This window comes from Nonomuraea sp. NPDC048892 (assembly GCF_040649735.1).
In the GTDB taxonomy this organism is placed as follows: Bacteria; Actinomycetota; Actinomycetes; order Streptosporangiales; family Streptosporangiaceae; genus Nonomuraea; species Nonomuraea maheshkhaliensis.
Genome location: NZ_JBEZFZ010000018.1, coordinates 160,539 through 179,594 on the forward strand (window position 1 = coordinate 160,539; position 19,056 = coordinate 179,594).

General features: G+C 70.6%; 12 protein-coding genes. 5 read left to right on the forward strand and 7 right to left on the reverse strand.

The window, feature by feature from the left end:
* Position 1: 1 nt before the first annotated feature.
* Both AB0C28_RS40735 and AB0C28_RS40740 read right to left on the reverse strand, forming a co-directional pair.
* Positions 2-1,351, reverse strand: coding sequence for a sugar transferase (locus AB0C28_RS40735; protein ID WP_358080689.1), 1,350 nt, complete (start codon positions 1,349-1,351; stop codon positions 2-4).
* A 983-nt stretch (positions 1,352-2,334) separates the two neighbouring features.
* Positions 2,335-3,297, reverse strand: coding sequence for a helix-turn-helix domain-containing protein (locus AB0C28_RS40740; protein WP_357849811.1), 963 nt, complete (start codon positions 3,295-3,297; stop codon positions 2,335-2,337).
* Between the two features lie 220 nt (positions 3,298-3,517).
* On the opposite strand from AB0C28_RS40740, the gene AB0C28_RS40745 reads away from it, so the two are divergent.
* Positions 3,518-5,173, forward strand: a complete 1,656-nt coding sequence (locus AB0C28_RS40745) for a serine hydrolase (protein ID WP_358080691.1) — start codon at positions 3,518-3,520, stop codon at positions 5,171-5,173.
* A 50-nt stretch (positions 5,174-5,223) separates the two neighbouring features.
* Here AB0C28_RS40745 and AB0C28_RS40750 read toward each other — a convergent pair whose 3' ends face one another.
* From AB0C28_RS40750 to AB0C28_RS40760, 3 genes are all read right to left on the reverse strand, one after another.
* The gene (locus AB0C28_RS40750; protein ID WP_357849805.1) at positions 5,224-5,808 is read right to left on the reverse strand and encodes a hypothetical protein; all 585 of its coding nucleotides are present in this window, start codon (positions 5,806-5,808) and stop codon (positions 5,224-5,226) included.
* Positions 5,809-5,821: 13 nt separating this feature from the next.
* A complete protein-coding gene (locus tag AB0C28_RS40755) occupies positions 5,822-6,346 on the reverse strand; it encodes a hypothetical protein (RefSeq protein ID WP_357849802.1) in 525 nt (174 codons plus the stop codon).
* Positions 6,347-6,650: 304 nt separating this feature from the next.
* Positions 6,651-7,256, reverse strand: coding sequence for a TetR/AcrR family transcriptional regulator (locus AB0C28_RS40760; protein ID WP_358080693.1), 606 nt, complete (start codon positions 7,254-7,256; stop codon positions 6,651-6,653).
* A gap of 114 nt (positions 7,257-7,370) precedes the next feature.
* On the opposite strand from AB0C28_RS40760, the gene AB0C28_RS40765 reads away from it, so the two are divergent.
* Positions 7,371-8,312, forward strand: a complete 942-nt coding sequence (locus AB0C28_RS40765) for a PHB depolymerase family esterase (protein ID WP_358080695.1) — start codon at positions 7,371-7,373, stop codon at positions 8,310-8,312.
* Here AB0C28_RS40765 and AB0C28_RS40770 read toward each other — a convergent pair.
* Positions 8,263-9,171 (reverse strand): NmrA/HSCARG family protein, encoded by a 909-nt coding sequence (locus AB0C28_RS40770; RefSeq protein WP_357849793.1) that lies wholly within the window; start codon positions 9,169-9,171, stop codon positions 8,263-8,265. The two genes, AB0C28_RS40765 and AB0C28_RS40770, sit on opposite strands and share 50 nt — an antisense overlap.
* A 96-nt stretch (positions 9,172-9,267) precedes the next feature.
* On the opposite strand from AB0C28_RS40770, the gene AB0C28_RS40775 reads away from it, so the two are divergent.
* On the forward strand, positions 9,268-9,870 hold the full coding sequence (locus AB0C28_RS40775; RefSeq protein ID WP_358080697.1) for a TetR/AcrR family transcriptional regulator: 603 nt from the start codon (positions 9,268-9,270) through the stop codon (positions 9,868-9,870).
* Here AB0C28_RS40775 and AB0C28_RS40780 read toward each other — a convergent pair.
* The gene (locus AB0C28_RS40780) at positions 9,867-11,189 is read right to left on the reverse strand and encodes an MFS transporter (RefSeq protein WP_357849787.1); all 1,323 of its coding nucleotides are present in this window, start codon (positions 11,187-11,189) and stop codon (positions 9,867-9,869) included. The two genes, AB0C28_RS40775 and AB0C28_RS40780, sit on opposite strands and share 4 nt — an antisense overlap.
* Positions 11,190-11,412: 223 nt before the next feature.
* Here AB0C28_RS40780 and AB0C28_RS40785 point away from each other — a divergent pair, with 223 nt between their 5' ends.
* On the forward strand, positions 11,413-12,453 hold the full coding sequence (locus AB0C28_RS40785; protein WP_358080699.1) for a LacI family DNA-binding transcriptional regulator: 1,041 nt from the start codon (positions 11,413-11,415) through the stop codon (positions 12,451-12,453).
* Positions 12,454-12,976: 523 nt separating this feature from the next.
* Positions 12,977-19,048: an RHS repeat-associated core domain-containing protein gene (locus AB0C28_RS40790; protein WP_358080701.1), complete on the forward strand. Its 6,072-nt coding sequence runs from the start codon at positions 12,977-12,979 to the stop codon at positions 19,046-19,048.
* The last annotated feature ends 8 nt before the right edge of the window (positions 19,049-19,056 follow it).

Here is a 19,056-nt window from a genome sequence, read left to right on the forward strand (position 1 = left end):
GCTAGCTCCCGCTCCGGCGCAGCAGGCACCACAACGTCCGCATCATGATCTTGATGTCGGAGCGGAGGGTCCAGCCGTCCACGTAGTAGTTGTCGAAGCGGGCGCGGTCCTCGATCGAGGTGTCACCCCGCAGCCCGTGGATCTGGGCCCAGCCGGTGAGCCCGACCGGCAGCCGGTGCCGCAGGTCGTAGCCGGGGATCGTCCGGGAGAACTGCTCCACGAAATGCGGGCGTTCCGGGCGGGGGCCGACGATGCTCATGCTGCCCTTGAGCACGTTCCACAGCTGCGGCAGCTCGTCGGCCGACGTCCTGCGCAGCGACCTGCCGATCGGGCCGACCCGATGATCGTCGGCGATGCTCCACAGCGTCGCCGACTCGTGCGGATCGGCTGAGCGCATCGTCCTGAGCTTGAGCAGCTCGATCGGCCCGCCCCCGAGCCCCACGCGCTGCTGCCTGAACAGCAGCTTCGGGCCGACCTCCGAGCGCACCATCACGGCGCAGAGCGCCAAGATCGGCGCGGTCAGGACGAGCCCGGTCAGCGCGACCGCGACGTCGAGCACCCGCTTCACCGGCCAGGAGGCGCGGCGCTGCGCCTCGGGACGCATGCGCAGCAGCGGGAAGCTGCGCACGTGCTCGTGCAGCGTGACGAAGTCGACGATCACGTCGGCCGGGTCGGGCGCGAGATACACCTCGCAGCCGAGCGCACGCGCCGTCCTGGCGAACGACTGCCGGGCCGCCCCCGCGATGACCACCGCGCGCACCCCGTGGGCCTGCACGATGTCGGTGACGTCGCTCAGCCCGCCGAGTACGGGAACGCACTGGCTCTCTCCCGCGCCCTCGTCCAGGAAGCCCACCGGCAGCAGGCCGTGCTCCGGATGGGCCAGCAGGAGGTCCGCGAGCCGGTGACCGTGCGCGCCCGCGCCGACCACCAGCGTGGGCGCGGACCTGCCGCGCTCGCGCGCCCTGCGGACCGCCAGGCACAGGACGCTCCTGCCGCAGACCGCGAGGAACGTGAACAGCGTCGCGAACAGCACGACCTCGACGAGCGACGCCGCGCCCCAGCAGGCCACCAGGACGCTCACCAGACCGGATCCCGCCAGCCAGAGGCCGCGATCGAGGCAGGAGGGCACGATGCGTGGCACGTAGACCCGGCCGGCGCCGTTCAGCGCCAGCACGACGATCCCCGCGACGGCGATCCGGCGGAGGTCCTGCTCGGCGCCGGCCGCGGCGACCGTCATGCACACCACGTCGACGCCGGCCAGGCCGAGCGGCTGGACAGCCCGCCGATGCCCCGCGCTCTGGGCTCCGGCCCGCCAGACGATCTGGCGGCGGGCCCTGATACTTACAGCCACTGCTTCTCCGGAATAGCTAGTTCGACCAGGTCAACGGTTGATCGGCCGGCCCGATCCGCCCGAAAGCCGATGCCCGCCCCACCCACGCGCCCCGTGCTCACGTGTGCCTCGCCCGCGTGCGGTTTCTCCCCCTCGCCCCTCGCCCCTCGCCCCTCGCTGCGTGCCGCGCTCGGGCGTGCGCGGGACGTCTCGACGTGACGCTCATTCCGAGCGGGCCCACCCGCTCGGGTGGCAGCGCGGCCGGGTCAGGCCGGCACGGATCGACGGCGGCGCCACCATGACGGCCCGGCGATCACCGGCCCGACGCCCCGCGCGTCCCGCGGTGTCTCGCGACTGCTCGGCGGGCGGCCGGCCGGAGCCGGTCACTCAGTCACTTCGTCCGCGCGGTCGCTGATGCGGCGGGACGACGCCGCCACCCGACGCCATCACCCGGCGCTGCCACCCGGGACCGCCGTGCGGAGGCCATGCATGGCGGTGCCGCACGGTGGTGCCGCACGGTGGCATCGCATGGTGGTGGCACTGGACGGCGGCGGGATCGGACGGCAGTGGTGCGCCGTGCGGCGGCGACTCGACCGCGCGGCAGGATGGATCCGCATCACCGCCCGAGAGGCGTCGCCGGCTGGTCCTTCACGGGTCGTCGCGCCCCAGCCGGTGCCGAGTGCCGGGGTGGAACCCGGGCTACACCGCGGGCCGGCCCCCCGGCGCCGGCAGACATCGTTCGTGCCCATGCACGAGAGACCTGGCGGTGGCGTGCGCGGCCAGGCCGACAGCCGGGACGAGACCGGTGGCGGTCGGCGCGCGACCGTCCTCCAGGATGTGATTCAGCACGGGATTCCCTCGGCTCCGAAGAGATGCGTCATCACCGAAATTAGGTTCACGAAGGCGATTGCGTGACGAGCCACCCCGACTCCCATGATCAAGCTTTCTTGGTCGTGCGCAAGTGAACCTGTGGCCTGGTTCAGGCGTCCCGCGCCGATCAGGGCCTAGCTTTGGGGGTGTTGGTCCGGCTTATCCCGGGCTGAGCGCGCACCGGCGCTCAGCGCGTCACGCTGGGCGGAGCTCAGCCGGTCGGACCTCGGGGTGACGGCGTACGCGCCGCGCCCGGTCCGCACCACCACGAGCGGGTCGGTGAGGGCCGGACGGCGGCTGATCGCGTCCAGTGCGGTGCCCGCCCGCCGGGCGGGCCAGCCGAGCGCGGCGGCGAGGCCGGTCACGGTGAGGGGCCGGGCGGCGTGCACCAGCGCGGCCAGCACCGTCAGCCCGTCGTGCACGACGGCGTCGGTGAGGCCGCTGCCGTTCATCTGCTCGTGGATCCAGGCGAAGAACCCCGCCATCCGCCCCAGCCGGGCGCCGGCGGGCGTGCCGGCGCCGAAGATCTCGATCCCGTGCCGCGCGGCCGCCGCGACCTCGGCGTGGGCCCCGGTGTCGGTCTCGAACGCCCGCAGCCAGACGTCGTCGTCGATGACGTACCGCTCGCGGCGGCCGGAGTCGCGGGCACGCCTGAGCAGCCCCATCCCTTCGAGGTAGCCGACCGCCTTCGACACAGACGCGGGGCTGACCTTCAGCCGGCGGACGAGCTCGGCGGAGGTGAGGCTGCCGGCTTCGGAGACGAGCAGGCAGGAGAACACGCGCGCGGGCATCCTGGGCAGGCCGGTCCCCGCCAGCAGCGCGGCGAACCGCGCCACGAACTCGCGCACGGACGGCTCCTCCCCGGCCGGTGGCTCGCCCTCCTGGGCCGCCGGCCTGCGGCGGCGGGCACGCTGCCCCGCGACCTGCTGGGCACGATCGGCCAGGTAGCCGCCGGGGGCGCGGTTGCGGGCCACTTCGCGGCTGATCGTGGACGTGGGCCGGCCCAGCCGCCTGGCGATCTCGGCGTAGCCGAGCCCTTCGGCCAGCCAGCTCGCGATCTGCCGGCGATCCTCGTGGGTCAGCCTGCCTCCGGGCATCGACTCGCCGCCTGTCGGTTCGGGTTCACGGGTGCGTTCACCCACAGTACATTGCAACGATCGGTCGGTGTGAATTGCATTTCCCGACAATGTTGTTGCAACGATTCTGTGAGAAATGCCAGGTAAGAGCATTGTATGAATGCTGACTTGTTGACTAGAGATAAAACGCTACGTAGCCTTTACTGCCTCGGAAACATTCGTGGAGGACAAGGAACCCCCGATGACCCAACCGCTGGACGTCCCCCTGATGCGAGCCCGCCTCTCGGACCTGCTCGCCGAACACCGCATCCCGAGCGCCACGATCGGTGTCCTCGCCGGCGGCAAGAGCGCCGAGTTCGCGGCCGGCGTCAAAAACGTCTCCACGCGGGAGCCCGCGACGACCGGCACCGTCTACCAGTGCGGCTCCGTGTCGAAGACCTGGACCGCCCTCGCCTTCATGCAGCTCGTCGACGAGGGAAAGGTCGCCCTCGACGAGCCGGTGCGGACCTACCTTCCCGGCTTCCGCGTCGCCGACCCCGAGGCCGGGGCCCGGGTCACACCCCGCCACCTCCTCAACCACACCAGCGGCATCGAGGAGAGCTACGCAGATCCGGGCGAGGACGACGACGTGTACGAGCGCATGGTGGCGAACATCGCCGACGCACGGCAGGTCCACCCCGTGGGGTACACGCACGGCTACAGCCCGGCCCTGGGCTACGCGATTCTCGCCCGCATCATGGAGGTGAGCGACGGCAAGCGGTGGGACGACATCATGCGCGACCGCCTGTTCGTCCCCCTGGGGCTGACCTCGACGAACACCCGGCCCGAGCGCGTGGACCCGGACCGTGCCGCGACCGGCTACCTGATCAGATCCCTCGAAGAGGGGCCCGTGAGCTCACCGCTGACGCACCTGCCGCGCGCCTTCGGCCCCGGCGGCAACGTCAGCACCACGGCCGGGGAACTGCTCACGCTGGCGTACGTCTTCCTCAACGAGGGCCGGGCGCCGGACGGGACCGCCATCGTCTCGCCGGACGCCATCCGCGAGATGACGACGTCACGGGTTCCCGTACCCGACCCGTACACGTTCGGGCCGGAATGGGCGCTCGGCCTCATCGTGTGCGACTGGCACGGCCAGACCGTCTACGCCCACGACGGCAGCGCGATCAGCCAGAGCGCCCGGCTGCGCATCCTGCCGGAGCCGGGCATCGCCATCTCGATGCTGGCGAACGCCGGGCCGCACGACGGCTTCTACCGGATGGTCTTCAACGAGATCCTGTCCGCCCTCGGCGCGCCCACCATCCCCGCCCTGCCGGAGCCGGACCCGGCCCTCGTGCTCGACCTGTCCAGGTACGAGGGCTCCTACGAACGCCCCGGCACCCGCTACGACGTGACGGCGGAAGCCGGAAAACTCCATCTGAAACACACTCTGAACCCCATGGAGGCGCAACTCCTCGGCAAACCGGAACAGCTCGACCATGAACTGCACCCCATCAGCGACACCCATTTCCTCATGTGCTCCGACGACCCTCTCGAAGACCCGCAGACGCTCGCCATCTACGACGTCGAGAACGGCGCCGCCCGTTACCTCCACCTCAACTGCCGCGTTCATCCGAGAATCGACGAGAAAGGCGCCACCGTGCACATCATGGCTGTCTCCAGCATTTCCGACGGCGACGGTTTCTGGGAATCGATCAAAATGGCGTACGGCCGGCTGCCCCAGGGCGCGCGATGGACGATGGCCGTGGCGAGCACCGACGGCACCAGGGCGGTCAACGTCATCGTGCACGACTCGATCGACGCCGTCCGAAGTTTCTTCGAGGACCATGCCGGCCCTTTCGCCACGACGGAATACTTCGAGGCCGACGCACCCAACGCGGTCGGGCTCCCGATGGCATGAATGATGCCGGGGCCCGTACGAATGACGGGCCCCGGCACAGGTGAAACCGGTCAGGACATCGTCTCCAGCTCGGTCCGCGTCACCTTGATGGTGTTCTCCGGCAGCGGCGCCGGATTGTTCGAGGCGTCCAGCGGATATTTGGCCTGGACGGGATTGAGCAGCGCCGCCGGAGAGTCGGGGAAGGTCTCCAGGAACAGGACGTAGCCGCTGTCCTGCTTCAGCTCGCTGGTGTGCTCCTCCTCGTAGGTCACGCCGTCGAAGACCCCGCCGAGCTCCTTGACCTCGATGGTCTGCCCCACCTTGGCCTCGCCCTTGAAGACCTTCACCACCTGCGCGGTGGAGACGGTGATGACCATCGGCGGCGGCTCCGGCTGGTCGCCGGCCGCCTCGGCGGGGGCGCCGGCCTCGGGGTTGAGCTGCGGATCCGTCGTCGTGGGGTCGGGCTCCGTCACTTCCTGCAGGTAGCGCGGCTCGCCGACGATCCGGGCCTCGACGACCAGGCTCGCCCGGTCGAAGAGTGCGTCGGCGCTCTCGTACTGGGGATAGTCGGCACGGTAGAGAACGGTTTCGTCGTGGGACGAGCACGCGGTCACGAAGAGCGCGGTCAGGACGAGCGCGCCGAGACGCCGTAGCACTTGGCGGCCTCCTTTAGTAGTAGGCGTTGACGTCGCTGACATCGTGCGCCTGGGGTTTCGTCATCGTGTTGCGGTTACGGCTCGTGTTCATGATCGACGTGCTCGAGTTGTGCGCGAGGTTCAGCGCGTGCCCGAACTCGTGGACGAGCGTGCTGGTGACGAAGTTGGCGAAGTTCGAGGCGTCCCGGTTGATGGTGCGCGAATTCAGCTTGATGTACATGCACATCCCGCCGCACCGCTGGTAGGTCCCGTACCAGGTGTTGCTGTACGACTTCACCGTGATGGTGGAACCCGAATTCGAGTTCTTGTAGAAGTTGGCCGGGCTAGACGTGGCGTTCCAATTGGCTAGCGCCTTGTTCATCGGCGTCTGCCACGTGCTGTTGTAGCTGTACGGGAGCATGTGAATGCTGGCGATGTCCTGGCCGGTGCCGTTCCAGTGGGCGAACGCCGGATTGGCGCCCGTCGTCAGTATCAACCCCAGGACGGCGGCGATCGCGAGCCCCCGTCGTGCGGTACGTCCCAACACTTTCGAAGGCATGTCGAAAGGTCACTCCCTGCGTGTCCGAGAATGCTGCGCCTGAATGCGGGAGACCGAGCCGGAAAAACCCGGGAAAAAGTAGGGCCCGACGGGCGGGAAGAGAAAGGAAAAGGTTTTTCGAAGAACCTGGAAGGGAGTATGCAAGCCTGCTTGATCACGTGTCAAGACAGTCGTGAGCCAAATGATCGCCGGCCCCGGCGGCGGTCGCGGGGCTCGGACGGAAGCCGGGCCGCAGGTGGTCGCGGGACGTCCGGCGAAGCCGAGCAGGAGGGCGGCGGAAGCCGAGCAGAGGGGGCGGCGGCGGTCAGTTCGCGCGGACGCGGAGCCCTTCCAGCATGACGGTGAGGAAGCGGCGCCCCGCCGCCGCCCGATCGTCGGCGCCCGTGGCGGGATGCATGGACGCCGCATACACCACCCCGCACATCAGCGGCACCACGTGATCCTGCGTCACCTCGGGATCGACGGCGCCCGCCGCGTGCGCCCGCTCCAGGATCCGCCCGGACAGATCGGCGAGCCGCTGCTTGAGTTCGGCGGTGTGCGGCAGGACGTTCACGGGCGCGGCGAAAACGGGGGAGAGCGAGGCGTCGGCGAGCAGCGCGTCGACGGAGGCGTACAGGAAGTCGCGCAGCCCCGCGTAGGGATCGTCGCAGGCCAGCGCCCGCTCGGCCTGCGCGAGCAGCGCCTCGAACCCGGGGGTGGCGACGGTCTCGACCAGCGCCTCCGGGGTGGGGAAGTGGCGGTAGACCGTGGCCACCCCGACCGAGGCGGCCCGCGCGACGTCGTTGAGCTGGATCGGCGTCCCCTCGTCCACGAGTCGGCGGCCCACCTCGACGATGCGGTGCCAGTTGCGGGCGGCGTCCTTGCGCAGCGGGGCGGCGGTCATGGTCACCAGCATAACCGGATGGCTCATCCGTTTGTGTTACGGTGAAACGGATAAGCCATCCGGTTCTCGCTGGCGGCCGGTTCGATCATCCGGCTCGGCTTCTTCGGCTGACCGGCCGCACGACACGAAGGGCAGGATCACATGACCCAGCACAGCATCGAGGCGGGCGGCAGAACGCGCACGTACATCGTGGTCGGCCCGAAGGACGGCCCAGAGGATGGTGCGGACGCCCGCGCCCTCTTCCTGATCTTCCACGGCTCCCGGCAGACGGGGGCGAAACACAGGACGTTCACCGGCGGCGCCTTCGACGCGCCGGCGGAGCGCGGCACGGCGGTGGTGGTCTACCCCGACGGCCACCGGGGCAACTGGAACGACGCTCGCCGCGACAGCTCGTTCCCGGCCAGGCTGGAGAACGTCGACGACGTCGCGTTCACCCGGGCGCTGATCGAGAAACTGACCGTCAGTCACCGGATCGACCCGGGCCGGATCTTCGCGGTGGGCTACTCCAACGGCGGGCAGATGGTGATGCGCCTGGCCCACGAGGCGCCGGAGCTGATCGCGGGGGCGGCGGTGATCGCCGCGACCATGCCCGCGCCGGAGAACTTCCTGTTCGCCTCGGCGCCACCCGCGCCGATGCCGGTGCTGCTGGTCCACGGCACGAAGGACCCGATCATCCGGTACGAGGGCGGCGAGCCGAGCTGGTGGGTGCGGACGGCGTTCAAGGTCGGCGGGCAGAGCCTGTCGATGCCGCGGACCGCGGCCTACTTCGCCACCCGCAACGGCATCACCGCCGAGCCCGTCAGCACGACGCTGCCGCACCGGCCCGGATCGCCTGGCCGGACGACGGTCGAGCGCACCGACTACCGGCAGGAGGGCCGGCCGCCGGTGGTGCTCTACACGGTGCACGGCGGCGGCCACACCATCCCCGGCCCCGCCGAGGCGCCCGCTGTGATCGGCAGGACCAACCAGGACGTCAGCACCGCCGACCTGGTCGCCGAGTTCTTCGCGGACGTTCGGAAGCAGCAGGAGCCGGTCAGGAGCCGGGCCGCAGATTCTGCCGGGCCCACTCCTCGAACGTCGTGAGAGGCAGGCCGAGGGCCCGTGCGAACTCCGGGCGGGCGGGCTGAGGGTGCTCGTTGACGCGCGACTGCCCGAAGCCCATGTCGGGCATCCCTGCCGCGACCGCCTCCGCCGGGGTCATGTCGGGCGCGGTCAGCTCGACGCCCAGATGGCGGGAGAGGATCTCGGCGATGGCCGTCATCGACTGGATGTCGCCGGCCAGCTCCAGCTCGACCCGGTCGAACCGCTCGGGTGAGGTGATGGCCGTGGCCGCCGCCACGCCGATGTCGTGCACGGCGACGAGCCGCAGCTCGGTGGTGGGCTTCAGCAGGGTCACCAGCCCGTTCTCGACCCCTCGGGGGAACAGGATCCGCACGGAGGGACGGATGTTCTCCATGAAGAAACTCGGCTTGAGGATGGTCCAGCGCTCGAAGCCCGCCTCGCGCACTCGGTCCTGGATGCCGGTCTTCGCGGTGTAGTAGGGCTCCATGAAGGCCCACTCGTCCTTGACCCACTTGGTGTGCGACCCGGCTCCGGAGACGGAGGTGTGCACGAAGTGCGGCACGCCGGCCGCCCGCGCCGCCTCGATCAGGTTGGCGGCCTGCTCCACCTCGCCCTCGAAGGCGCGTCCGTTCATGTCGGGCATCTGGACGGAGAAGACGGCGCGGGCCCCGTCCGCCGCCGTCTTGAGCGAGTCGCGGTCGTCGAGGTCGCCGGTCACCAGCTCGGCGCCGAGCGCCTCGACGGCCTTCGCCCGGTCGGCGGCCGGGTCGCGAACCAGCGCCCGTACGGGGACGCCGGCCGCGAGAAGGGCCCGGGCGGTGGCGCCGCCTTGCAGGCCGGTGGCGCCGACGACCAGGACGGGTGCGGAGTGTGCGGACATGATTCTCCTCAGTCGATACGAAACGGCGGGGCCCGCCGCTTACGTATTGGTACGATACGGAGGACCCCGCCACTTAGCAAGTTCGGAGATGACGCCATGACCGTCAGGCGTGCGGACGCCCAGCGCAACTACGCGCGCATCCTCGCCGTGGCCGAGGCCGAGGTGGCCGCGCACGGCGCGGAAGCCTCCCTGGAGCAGATCGCCCGCGTCGCGGGAGTCGGCTCGGCCACCGTGCGGCGGCACTTCCCCGGCCGGCGGGCGATGTTGCAGGCGGTGTTCCACGAGCGGGTCGAGGCGCTGTGCGCCCGCGCCGAGGAGCTGGCGGAGGCGGCCGACGCGCGGGCCGCGCTGCTGGAGTGGCTGGGCGCGCTCACCACGTACGCCGCCTCCGCGCGGGGAATGGCCGACGTGCTGGTCCCGGACGGCCAGGCCGAGGCCGATCACGCGAACGCCTGCGCGGTCCAGATCGGCGGGGCGGTCGAGCCGCTGGTGCGCAACGCCGCGAAGGCCGGCGCGGTGGGGCAGGACGTGACGGTCGCCGACCTCGTCGCCCTGGTCACGGGCATCACGCTGGCCACGGAACGCCACCCCGACCCGGTCGCCGAGGCGCACCGGCTGCTCGCTCTGGCGGTCCAGGGGATCAGCCCGATCAGCCCCCGCCCTGCACAAGATGGCGACGGGACTGCGGCGGAGCGTTAGGCGGCCGGGCTCCCGCTCGGCGCCGGCCCCGACGTCGACGCCGACGCCGAGCGGCGCAGGTGGGCGGGCTCGGCGATGAAGCGCGTGCCGAACGCCGACAGCAGGCACAGCAGCCCCGACACCACCACGATCGGCCAGAGCCGCCCGCCCGACCAGTCGTCCAGCCAGGCCGCCACGAAGGGGATGCAGCCGCCGACGACGGCGCCGGTGATCTCCCGGGTGAAGGTGACGCCGGTGTAGCGGTGCCGTACGTCGAACAGCTCCGACATCATCGTGGCCTGCGAGGCGAGCGTCAGGTCGTTGCAGAGCGTGAAGATCATCACGAAGGCGGCCCAGATCACTACGGGCGTGCCGGTGTCGAGCATGAAGAAGAAGGGGTAGAACAGCACCGCCGCCGCGACCGAGCCGGCCACCATCACCGGGCGGCGCCCGTACCGGTCGCACAGCAGGCCCGCGATCGGCACGGTGACCAGCTTGACCAGGTTGGCGATCACCACGGCGGTCAGGCCGACCCACGACGGGGCGTGCACGTGCGTGGTCAAATACGTCAGGGCGTAGACGGACGGCAGGTAGCTGATCACGTTCGGCGCGACGCTGATGAGCATGCCCGGCACGATCTTGCGGCCTGAGGTGGCGAACAGCGCCCGCAGCGGAGCCTGCGCGTGCCCGCCGCTCTCCTTCGCCTCGCGGAACTCGGGGGTGTCGGAGACCTTCAGCCGCACGATCACGCCGCCCACGCCGACCAGGACGCTGAGCAGGAACGGGATGCGCCAGCCGTACGCGATGAAGGACTCGTGCGACATGAGCGCGGAGACGAGGAAGAAGACGCCCGTCGCGACCAGCGAGCCGACCGCGTTGCCGAGGGTCGGCGCGCTGGCGTTCAGCCCGCGCGCCCTGGTCTCGGCGTGCTCGGCCGACATCAGCATGGCGCCCGCGTACTCGCCGCCCGCGCCGAGCCCCTGCACCACGCGCAGCGCCACGAGCATGATCGGCGCGGCCGGGCCGATGGCGGCGTAGGAGGGCAGCAGGCCGATCAGCGTGGACGCCGCCGCCATGAGGAGCAGGGTGACGAACAACATCGTCCTGCGGCCGACGCGGTCGCCGAGCACGCCGATGACGATGCCGCCGACCGGCCGGGCGAAGAACCCGACGGCGAACGTGGCGAGCGAGGACAGGGTCGCCGCCACCGGGTCACCTGACGGGAAGAACACGAGGGGCAGGACCAAGGCGGCGGCGGTGCCGTACAGCGAGAAGTCGTACCACTCGAGCGCGGTGCCCACGGTGGAGGCGATCGTGGCCCGGCTGAGCCGCAGCTTCATCGGTTGCTCCCTGCTGATGGTGTCCTTACCCATCGGACCATTAACGTTAATGTGGGCGTTACACTACGAGTGTCCAGTTCAAGAGGTCAAGGGGTTCGCCGATCCCGCCGCTAGCATGAACGTTAATGAGAGCAGTCCACGCAGGGTTTCCGGTGCCGGCGCTCCTGCTGCCAGACTGCGGATCTACGTAGTGGGGCAAGAGCTGAGCCGGAGGATGACGGGGATGGCACGTTCGCAACGGGTGACGCTACGCGATGTGGCCGACCGGCTGGGCCTGTCGGCGAACACCGTGTCGCGCGCGCTGGCCGGGAAAGACCAGGTCAGCGAGGCTACCAGAGCTCTGGTGAGCGCCGAGGCCAAGCGGCTCGGCTACGTCCCCAACAGCCACGCCCGCTCGCTGGTGTCCGGCAGGACCATGGTCGTCGGCCTGGTCATCACCAACCCGTCCAACCCCTTCTACGCCGCGCTGATCTCGGCCGTCGAACGGGAGTGCCGCGCGGCCGGCTACTCCGTGCTGCTCCTCGTGACCGAGGACTCGGCCGAGAACGAGGAACGCGCGGTCCAGCAGCTCCTGCGCTTCGGCGTGGACGGCGTGCTGGGCGTCGCCACCGAGCTCAGGGGCGACGTGTGGGACGGGCTGAGCGAGGCGAACATCCCGGTCGTGCAGCTCAGCCGCGACATCCCCGGCCGCGGCCTGGACTTCGTCGGCATCGACGCGGAGTCGGCCATCGCCGACGCGGTGGTCCGGTCGGCCGGTCCCGGCGTCCGGCGGATCTGGCTGCTGGAGGAGGACCTGCGCATCAGTACGGTCGCCGCCAGGATCGCGGGCTTCCGTCGCGCCCTCGACCGGCTGGGCGTCGCCAGTGAGCAGGCGCTCGTGCTCAAGGTGCCCACCCACCGCACGAGCGGCGCCACCCAGCCGTGGCGGCCCGACGACGCGTACGCGCTGGCGTCGAACCTGATCACCAGGGGCAACCATCCCGACCTGCTGATCACCGCGAACGACTACTTCGCGCTCGGCGCCTACCGGGCCATCAGGGAGCGCGGCCTGACCGTCCCCGGCGACGTACGCGTGCTCGGCTATGGCGACCACCCGTTCGCGGCCTACCTCCAGCCGTCCCTGACCACGATCAGGCTACCGGCCGACGAGGCGGGCACGGCCGCGGTCGATCTGCTGCTGCGCCGGATCGCCGAGCCGGACCGCCCTCGCACCAGCACCCGCCTGCCCGCCGAGCTGATCGAACGCCAGTCGACGACGGGCTGACCGCCCGGTAAGGCGAAAATTTACAGAGATGTCCTTCCACTGAAAATTTTTTGAGCAGAAAGAGCAAAAGTCAGGACCGGCGGGTGCCCGCGGCGATGATGCGATCACCGAGCGAACATCGCTGATCATGCCCGGGTGTCCGTTTCCCGGGCATATCCCCAGCTCAGGACGCCCGTCCGGCGGCTCGTCCGCCGGCCGTCGAGTCCGTCACGCCGGCGGAAAGGGCCGGCCGCACCGTTGAGATCGTCTCCTCATCCAGCGTGACCCACCGGGTTCGCGCGCCTTCGATGACCGGCTGAGCACCGCACAGCCCGCTCGGCCGGCCGCCTCGCACACCCCCTGGAGGAGCTTGATGGATCAGCCGAGTGAATTAGAGCTGCCGGACTCCCGATGGAACGGCCTCCGCCAATCCCCCCGAGAGCCAGACCATCCGGACGCGTCGTGGAATCGTTTCGCGACGGACGAGGCCAAGCCGGAATCGCGCTGGCCCCGCAGACTCGCTCCCGTCCTCGCGGTCGTCCTGATGGTGGAGATGGCCTACGCCATGCCCGCCTACGCGGCGCCGCGCTCGGCCCCGGCCACGCAGAAAGAGGCCCCGGTGACCGGCGGGAAGGTCCCCGTCCAGCCGCCGATGGCCGATCCCGCCGCCCAGCAGGCATGGAAGGCGCCACCGGAAGTCCGCTGGCCGCGACCGCAGAAGGCGGAGCTGGGCGGCGGCTCCGCCTCCACCCTGGCGGCCGGCTTCCCGGTCAAGCTGGCGCAAAGCAACGCCAAGACCGCCCAGGCCGCGACCCCCATCGGCGTCGAACTGCTCGACACCGACCTGCTCGGCCTGGCCATGCGGATCACCCCGGGACAGGGCGTGGCGGCCACGGCAGCGGCCGAACCCGTCAAGGCGCCCGTCAAGACGCAGGTGGAGGTGGACTACTCCGGCTTCCGCCACGCCTACGGCGGTGACTACGGCTCCCGGCTCCGGCTGGTCAAGCTGGAGGAGTGCGCACTCACCGGCGCGGCCGGCTGCGCCGCACCGGAGCCGGTGAAGAGCGAGAACAACGCCAAGACCGGCACGGTGAGCGCCGAGGTCGAGACCGGCGGCCTGTACGCGCTGACCGCGGCGGCCTCGGGACCGTCCGGCGACCACGCCGCCACCTCCCTGTCGGCCTCGTCCGACTGGAGCGTCGGCACCCAGTCGGGTGACTTCACCTGGGGCTACGAGATGCGCACGCCCCCGTCCCTGGGCGGCGAGGAGCCGAGCCTGTCGCTCGGCTACTCCTCGCAAAGCGTGGACGGCCGTACCGCCTCCACCAACAACCAGGCGTCCTGGGCGGGCGAGGGCTTCGAGCTCAACCCCAGCGGCTACATCGAACGCCGCTACAAGTCCTGCATGATCGACGGCAAGAAGACCGGCGACCTGTGCTGGGACCAGGACAACGCCACCATGTCACTGGGCGACTCCTCGGTCGAGCTGGTCAAGGACGCCACCACCAAGCAGTGGCGGCCCAAGCGCGACGACGGCACCAGGATCGAGCTGCTGACCGGCGCCACGAACGGCGACAACAACGGCGAGTACTGGCGCGTCACCACCGACGACGGCACCCAGTACACCTTCGGCCAGAACCGCCTGCCCGGCTGGGCCAGCGGCAAGGCCGAGACGAAGTCGGTGCAGACGGTGCCGGTGTTCGGCAACAACAGCGGTGAGCCGTGCTACAGCAGCACCCCGGCCAACGCCTGGTGCCAGCAGGGTTACCGGTGGAACCTCGACCACGAGGTGGACACGCACGGCAACGCCACCACGTACTGGTACGCCCAGGAGAAGAACTACTACGGCCGGCACATGAAGCCCGAACAGGGCACCGTGTACGACCGCGCCGCCTACCTGACCCGCATCGACTACGGCTACCTGAAGGGTGAGCTGTTCACCAAGGCGCCGGCCGCCCGCGTGGTGTTCGACGTCGCCGAGCGCTGCCTGCCCAGCGGCACGATCACGTGTGCTCCCGAGCAGCTCAAGAAGGACACCGCCGGCCACTGGCCGGACGTGCCCTTCGACCAGATCTGCGACTCGGGCGTGAAGTGCACCGACCGGCTGGCGCCGACGTTCTTCACCCGCAAGCGCCTGACCAAGGTCACCACCCAGGTCCGCAACGCGGCCGGCCAGTACTACCCGGTGGACTCCTGGGCACTGGCGCACCAGTTCCCCGCCTCCGGCGACGGCATGAGCCCGGCGCTGTGGCTGGCCTCGGTGCAGCAGACCGGTCACGTGGGCGGCACGCTCTCGCTGCCCCCGGTGAAGTTCATCGGCGTGCAGCTGCCCAACCGGGTGGACTCCGACGAGGGCCGCGCCCCGCTGGTCAAGTGGCGGGTCCAGGCGATCGACAACGAGTCCGGCGGTGAGCTGCGGATCAACTACTCGGCCGCCGACTGCAAGCCGGGCGACGTGCCCGCGGCGGACAAGAACACCAGGCGCTGCTTCCCGCAGCGCTGGGCCCCGCCGAACGAGGCCGAGGTCACCGACTGGTTCCACAAGTACCTGGTCACCCAGACCGTCGAGGTGGACCGCGTGGCCGGCTCGCCGAGCGTGGTCACCGACTACGAGTACCTGGACGGCGCCGGCTGGCACTACGCCGACACCAACCTGGTCAAGCCCGAGCACCGCACGTGGGCCGACTACCGCGGCTTCGGCCGGGTCCGCATCCGCGAGGGCGACGGCCAGGACACCAAGCGCACGCTGACGGAGTACCGCTACTTCCGCGGCATGCACGGCGACAAGCAGGCCGACGGCTCCAAGCGCAACGTGCAGGTGGTCGACTCCGAGGGCGGCAAGCTCGACGACCTCGACCAGCTCGCCGGCTTCGAGCGCGAGGAGATCATGTACGACGGCGATGGCGGCGCCATCGTGACCGCGACCGCCGAGGAGCCGTGGTCGGTCAAGACGGCCGAGTCCACGCAGGGCGGCATCACCAAGGCCGCGCACGTGGTCCAGCCGAAGTCCATGGTCACCCGCACCGCGATGACGGGCGGCACATGGCGGCGTACCGGCGAGGAGCGCTCGTACGACGCCAAGGGCCTGCTCGCCACCGTCGAGGAGAAGGGCGACCTGGCCACCACCGCCGACGACCAGTGCGTCCGCTACACCTACGCCCGCAACGACACGAGCTGGATGATCGACTACCCCAGCCGGGTGCAGAAGGTCGCCGCGAGCTGCGGCACCCCGATGTCCACCCTGGCCGCGGGCGAGGTGCTCTCGGACGAGAAGGTCCAGTACGACGGCCAGGCGAACGGCCAGCCGCCGACCAAGGGCGACGTCACCTCCGTCCAGGAGCTCGTCTCGGCCGACGGGCAGACGATCAACGGCACCGTCCGCACCTTCGACGCCTACGGCCGCGAGATCAGCGAGACCGATCCCGTGGGCACCAAGTCCGTGACCAGCTACAGCCCGGCCACCGGCGCCCCGCCGACGGAGACCACGGAGACGAACGACCTCGGCCACACCGAGCGCACCCTGCTCGAACCGGCCTGGGGCGAGCCCGTCGCCGAGATCGACGAGAACAACCGCCGGGTCGACATGGAGTACGACGCGCTCGGCCGCCTGATCAAGGTCTGGCAGCCGGACCGGAACAAGGCGGCGGGCCAGTCGCCCAGCACCGAGTACTCCTACACGACGCGGACCGACGGCCCCAGCTACGTCACCACCAAGACGCTGCGCGCCGACGGCGGCTACACCACCAGCTACGAGCTCTACGACGGCCTGATGCGCGAGCGCCAGACCCAGGAGCCGGCGCCCACGGACGACCAGACGCAGGACCCCGCCCTGCGTGACGGCCGCACGATCACCGACACCTTCCACAACTCCCAGGGAGAGGAGTACAAGTCCAACACCGGCTACTTCGCCACCGGCGCGCCCGCCACCGAACTGCTGGCGGTGGCCGACTCGGCCGTCCCCAACCAGATCGTGTCGCTGTTCGACGGCACCGGCGAGGTCAACGCCGAGGTCTTCAAGGCCAAGGGCGCGGAGAAGTACCGGGTCTCGGCCAAGGAGGAGGGCGACCGGCTGCACGTCACCCCGCCCCCTGGAGGCACCGCGACCACCCGGATCGGTGACGCCGAGGACCGGCTGATCGAGCTGCGCCAGTACAAGGGCGCCACCCCGACCGGCGAGTACGAGGCCACCAAGTACACCTACGACCAGGCCGGCCGCCTGGCCACGGTGACCGACCCGGCGGGCAACGTCTGGAAGCACCACTACGACCTGCGCGGCAGGGAGATCAGGACCGAGGACCCGGACAAGGGCGTCACCACCACGACGTACAACGACGCCGACGAGATCGTCTCCACCACCGACTCGCGCGGCAAGACGCTCTGGTACGGCTACGACGCCCTGGGCCGCAAGACCCAGCTGCGGGAGGGCTCGGCGAGCGGCACCCTGCTGGCCGAGTGGAAGTACGACGCGCTGGCCAAGGGTGAACTGCACGCCAGCATCCGCTATGTCGGCGGGCAGGCGTACACGGCGGAGATCAACACCATCGACGCCGACTACCGCGCCCTGCGCCAGACCGTCACCATCCCGGCGCGCGAGGGCAAGCTGGCCGGTACCTACCAGCTCAACACCCGCTACACGCTCGACGACCAGGTGCAGTCGGTCAGCTTCCCGGCGGGCGGCGGCCTGGCCGAGGAGCAGGTCGTCTACAGCTACGACGGGCTCAGCCAGCCGGTCAAGGTCACCGGCCTGTCGGCGTACGTGAGCGCGACCCGCTACTCCAAGATGGGAGAGATCCTCCAGTACGAGCTGGGTGAGGGCGCCAAGAAGACCTGGATGACCTACACCCACGACGAGAGCACCCGCTACCTGACCGGCATGCGGCTGGACCGGGCCGGCGCGTCCGCCAGCGACCTGGACCTCAGCTACGGCTACGACGCGGCCGGCAACATCACCAAGATCGCCGACAGGGCCGCCCAGGACACGCAGTGCTTGAAGTACGACCACCTGCGCCGCCTGACCTCGGCGTGGACGGCCACCGACGACTGCGCCAGTGGATCGCCCCAGTCCGGCACGATCGGCGGCGTGGCCCCGTACGCGGTCAGCTACGCCTACGACGCCACCGGCAACCGCACCAAGGAGACCAGGCACGCCTGGGGCGGCACGGCCGAGCAGGTGCGTAACTACACCTATCCCGCGGCGGGCGGCAAGCAGCCGCACGCGCTGCAGGCCGTCGGGGCGGACGTGTTCGCCTACGACGCGGCCGGCAACACCACCAGGCGCAAGGTCGGCACCTCCGACCAGAGCCTCGTGTGGGACGCCGAGGGCAACCTGGAGTCGGTGACCGAGGCCGGCAAGACGACCTCGTTCGTCTACGACGCCGACGGCGACCGCCTGCTCCGCAAGACGCCGGCCGACGCCACCCTCTACATCGACGACATGGAACTGCGCCTCGACTACGCCAAGGACGCCGTCGAGCAGACCCGCTACTACACCATCGGCGGCGAGGCCATCGCGGTCCGCACGCCGGACGACCAGGTCTACTTCATGGCCAACGACCACCAGGGCACCGCGCAGGCCATGGTGAACGCCGGCACGGGAGACATCGCCATCCGCAGGCAGACCCCGTTCGGCGAAGATCGCGGCACCGCGCCACCCTGGTGGCCGGGGCAACGCGGGTTCGTCGGCGGCACCAAGGACGCGACCACCGGCCTCGTCCACCTGGGCGCCCGCGAGTACGACCCCAAGAACGGCCGCTTCGTGTCGGTGGACCCGATCATCGACGAGAACGATCCGCAGCAGCTCAACGGCTACGCCTACGCCAACAACAGCCCCGTCACCATGACCGACCCCGACGGTCAGATCGTCTGGTTCGTGGTCGGCATCGCGGCGCGGATCGCGGCCAGGGCCATCGCCAGGAAGCTGGCTCAGGCCGCCGCCAGGAGGGCCGCCGCCGCGGCGGCCCGGCGGGCGGCGCTGGCCGCGGCCAGGCGCAGGGCCGCCGCGCTGGCCAGGAAGCGCGCCCTGGAAGCGGCCAGGCGCAGGGCCGCCGCGGAGGCCAAGAAGAAGGCCGCCGCCGCGGCCAGGAAGCGAGCCGCCGAAGCCGCCAAGAAGCGGGCCGCCGCGCAGGCCAGAAAGAAGGCCGCACTGGCCAGGCAGCGGGCACGTGCCGCCGCGGCCAAGCGCAGGGCGGCAGCGGCGGCACGCAGAGCCGCAGCGGCCAAGCGGCGAGCGGCCGCCGCCCGCCGGGCCGTGACCAGACGGGCGAGCAGGCCCAAGGTCAGGATCCGGCAGCGGCCCGCCGTCCGCCCGAGCAGCCGCAGGGCGGTCCAGCGCAACACCCCGGCCAAGGCCCGGCGCAACCCGCCGGCCCAGCAGAGCACCGGCCAGTCGCGCGGGCTGTCCGAGGCGCAGAAACGCTCGATCGACGAGCAGTTGGGCAGGGTACGTCCCACGGGATCCCACCAGGGGACGGCCAGGAGCATGGCCGACGAGATGGCCGACCAGGGCACCGGATGGGGCCCGGCGTCGAAGCCGTACTCGTCGGACACGCCGCGCTCGAAGGCACCGACGATCATCTGGCGCCTCTGGCAGATCTTCCGCCCGCCGGCGACCCCGTGACCGCCGCC